This window comes from Crocosphaera watsonii WH 8501, from assembly GCF_000167195.1.
GTDB classification, from domain to species: Bacteria; Cyanobacteriota; Cyanobacteriia; order Cyanobacteriales; family Microcystaceae; genus Crocosphaera; species Crocosphaera watsonii.
Genome location: NZ_AADV02000274.1, coordinates 1 through 3,497 on the forward strand (window position 1 = coordinate 1; position 3,497 = coordinate 3,497).

Annotated in this window: 4 protein-coding genes; 2 read left to right on the forward strand and 2 right to left on the reverse strand. The window is 31.5% G+C overall.

Annotated features, from left to right (window positions below):
* The coding region (locus CWATDRAFT_RS30580; RefSeq protein ID WP_007308578.1) for an IS5 family transposase at positions 1 to 580 on the forward strand (580 nt) is incomplete at its 5' end.
* Between the two features lie 69 nt (positions 581 to 649).
* Here the strand turns inward: CWATDRAFT_RS30580 and CWATDRAFT_RS30585 are convergent.
* Together CWATDRAFT_RS30585 and CWATDRAFT_RS30590 are read right to left on the reverse strand one after the other, a co-directional pair.
* The gene (locus CWATDRAFT_RS30585; RefSeq protein ID WP_007308580.1) at positions 650 to 2,182 is read right to left on the reverse strand and encodes a TGS domain-containing protein; all 1,533 of its coding nucleotides are present in this window, start codon (positions 2,180 to 2,182) and stop codon (positions 650 to 652) included.
* Between the two features lie 193 nt (positions 2,183 to 2,375).
* Positions 2,376 to 2,777, reverse strand: a complete 402-nt coding sequence (locus CWATDRAFT_RS30590) for a hypothetical protein (protein ID WP_007308579.1) — start codon at positions 2,775 to 2,777, stop codon at positions 2,376 to 2,378.
* 290 nt (positions 2,778 to 3,067) lie between these two features.
* Here CWATDRAFT_RS30590 and CWATDRAFT_RS30595 point away from each other — a divergent pair, with 290 nt between their 5' ends.
* The gene (locus CWATDRAFT_RS30595) at positions 3,068 to 3,295 is read left to right on the forward strand and encodes a hypothetical protein (protein WP_021831248.1); all 228 of its coding nucleotides are present in this window, start codon (positions 3,068 to 3,070) and stop codon (positions 3,293 to 3,295) included.
* Positions 3,296 to 3,497: the final 202 nt, after the last annotated feature.

Here is a 3,497-nt window from a genome sequence, read left to right on the forward strand (position 1 = left end):
GTTTGGAGCTAAACTCTCAGTAAGCTGTGTAGATAACTATGTGTTTCTAGAAAAAATAAGTTGGGAAAACTTCAATGAATCTTGTCATTTAAAAGAACAAGTAGAAAAGTATAAAGAAACGTTTGGCTATTATCCCGAATCCGTCCATGTAGATAAAATTTATCGAACTAGGGAAAACAGAAATTGGTGTAAGGAAAGAGGGATAAGAATCAGTGGTCCGAAGTTAGGAAGACCTCCGAAAAATGTCAGTGAAGAAGAAAAGAAACAAGCCCACTCCGATGAATGCTTCCGTAATGCTATTGAGGGAAAGTTTGGACAAGCTAAACGAAGATTTAGCCTAAATCTCGTGATGACAAAACTCCCTGAAACCTCCATTACATCTATTGCTATTACATTTTTAGTTGTCAATCTTTCTAAACTTCTGAGGCAGTTTTTGTCGCTTTTTTTGTCCTTATTTACTAATAATAGAACAGGGGAACTCATCAAACCGCCTTTCATTAATTTTGATTATACTTTAAACAATTTTTATGTACTAAAACTTATTGATTTGTCAGAAAATTCTTGGTCAAAAGTGGCATAAATTTTGGAGAAACTTTTTCAGCAAACCCTATTTAGTGATTCCAGGATAAATTCCCTTAACATCAACATTTTAAATGCCAGGAGCTTTTCTTATTTGGTTAACAAGGTGTTTTAGCTCAATTGTAGAGTTAATTAAAACATCAATCATTATTATGGCAATAGCTTCTGATAATTTTGCATAACTATTTGATGGGTTAGATTTACGAACATTATATTTATAACATTGAGAAGCTATTTCATTGAGGGTCGCTCTTAACATTTCTTCTTTGTCTTTCATAATGAGTTTTATAGAAACTGTAGAAAAACTACAATTCCATTCAATAGCAATTTTTTCTTCGTCAGGAATATTTTTAATACTTTCACAGTCGATGTTATGAATTTTAAGATAAGGAGAATTATGATGTTTTTTCACAATGCCAATTATATCCACTTCATCCCCAGGAAAAGGACTGCAGCATCTAGCTATTTGATAATTATCATATTGTTTTCCTTTGATGGGCTTGCAGTTTTTACGATTACATGATTTTATTTCGTTTAACTGAATTCTTTTCTCCTTGATTGAAATATATTCTGTAATAATTTGTTTAACTTGTTCAAGGTTGATATCACCTTTTCCTAGTTGTTCTAGTAGTTCTAAGGTTGTCTTTTGTCTTAAATATATTGCCACATAATTCAACACCTCACCATTGGTAGAATATCTTTTGCCAAATTCTTTTTTTAAAAGCTTTTCTCCTCTTTCTATATTAAACTTTTTATGCCACTTTTTAATCTGTTTAGCTGCATAATCAGTTTTAATATGATTTAACCAATGTAAATCAGGATTTTCTGTATTTTTGGTAATTATTTTAACATTGTCTTGATCGTGAATAACAGTATTTATGGGCACTTCTTTTCCATTGATTTCGGCTTTTGAAAATCGATGTCCAATAGAACTATGGAGTTTATAGACAAAATCAATAGTAGTTGAACCTGATGGCAACTCAATCGGATCGTTGTCTGGCGTATTAACTATGATAATATTTCTGTTGTTAAGAAGATCACTAAAAAGGTCTTGCTCCTGAATAAATTTAACCAATGAATAAATATAATGTATTTGTATATCACAATAACTTGATTCGATATATTCTTTATTATTATCAACCCACTGCTTAAGCTGATTTTTATTATTATTTAATATAATTCCTTCATTTAGATACTCAGCATGAACGAGACCAAAAATATCTTCAAATGTTAAGCCTTCTAAATAAGGTATTAATCTATCAGCTTTCAGGAGTAAGCTGTCATAATGATTGTCTTTAACTCTTACGATTTCTAACAGCTTGTCTATGTATTCTTTTAACTTGTTGTTAGTTATCAAAGAATTATATTTTTGGATTTCTAAATATCGAATACAAGACATTACAATTGAGCAAGAACATTCTAAATAAATTTCCCCGTTATTAATAAGTTTATGTAATATGTAAAGATTATTCTGAAGTTTAATAACAGCTTCATTAGACTCAATGATTTTAGTTTCCATCATCAAATCAAAAGCTATTAAAAATAGAAGAGATTTAACATCAGGTACAATATGTTGAAAGGATCTAGAGTCTTGGGGAAACATGGGAATAGTCAGATGAACTTCTACTTCCTCTATGGTATGGTTAGCCTAATGGTGACGTCAGTCCCATCATTGCTGTATTTTCTAGATTCTTATAGGGACATCACATAGAAAAAAGTGGAATATAGTGTAATGAAAACCACAAACACCGAACTTAAACAAAAATTGACACCACACTATATAAACCAACAAAACACTATGTTTTTGTTGGTTTATACAAAGTAGATGTTTCATCCTTATTTCCCTCAACTGTTTTGAGAAGATCATCGTCAAGGATTTCTTGGATAGGATCGGATGGTGACAAAGGTTCTTCTCCTGACTCTATATCCACCTTTCCCTTATTAATAGATATAATGTTATTTGTAGATGGTGTGTAAAGTGGAGCAGGTACAACCATTAAGTTTTGTTGAGCAATCTTGGATAAAAGACCAGAAATTGAGCCTTTTCCTGCATAAGTACAATTATATGATTTCGCTATTTCTTCCAATATCTCCTTTTCATTAGGATCTAACTTAACAGAAAAAGCTTTATGTCCTAACTTGGGTTTTTTTCCTCTTCCTTTCTCTAAATTTTTAAGGTTCGGGTTGGGGTTCGCCATTTTTTCCTTGATTAACCACTAAATTAAATATAGTTTAGGGTTTTTCTTTCCTAAAAAACAAACCCCTCTATTATAACCTTGATTATTAAAATTGTATAGAGGAACGCTATAGTAAGTGTTAAGAAATGCAACAAAAAATATCCTTAGTGCATAAGATAGTCCTCCCCAAACGATAAATAATAGAGTTGCTTAAGCATGAAGTCTTTTTTGGTTAATAGTTTCCTAAAGTAAGAATCACTTTTGAAAAAAAGATGCTACAATAAAAAAATATTGACAACAGGTTAAAAAATATGACATCTTTGAAATTGAACTGTGCTTCAGTACCTTCTTTTGAGGAAGTAGATCAAACACTTAGTAATTTATTGTTCTGGGAACCTAATATTTGCCTAGTAAATAGTGTTTATGAGATGATTCGTTTGCAACCGCATGAAAACTGGGGAAATTCGGAGATTATTCAGGCTTACCTAAAACTTCAAGAATATTTCAATAATATTGCCGGAATATCTGAAGATATCTAAAACCCAAAATACAGACTTTTTATACAGAAAAGCCTGTCAAGTCCATCATAAGTTCTGAACCGACAGACTAACACACTTTTTGTATTTCAATTATACCTATGGCTAATCAACAATATTAGGGAGCAATGCCTAAAACTGAGAAGTCATAAACATTGTAGGGGTCAACGGCCGTTGACCCTTACCATGTTTCTTTAGATTGCGG

Bases quoted from the DNA above. Each gene is read 5' to 3' on its own strand.
- CWATDRAFT_RS30585 (WP_007308580.1), bottom strand. From the start codon at position 2,182: ATGTTTCCCCAAGACTCTAGATCCTTTCAACATATTGTACCTGATGTT.
- CWATDRAFT_RS30595 (WP_021831248.1), top strand. From the start codon at position 3,068: ATGACATCTTTGAAATTGAACTGTGCTTCAGTACCTTCTTTTGAGGAA.
- CWATDRAFT_RS30590 (WP_007308579.1), bottom strand. From the start codon at position 2,777: ATGGCGAACCCCAACCCGAACCTTAAAAATTTAGAGAAAGGAAGAGGA.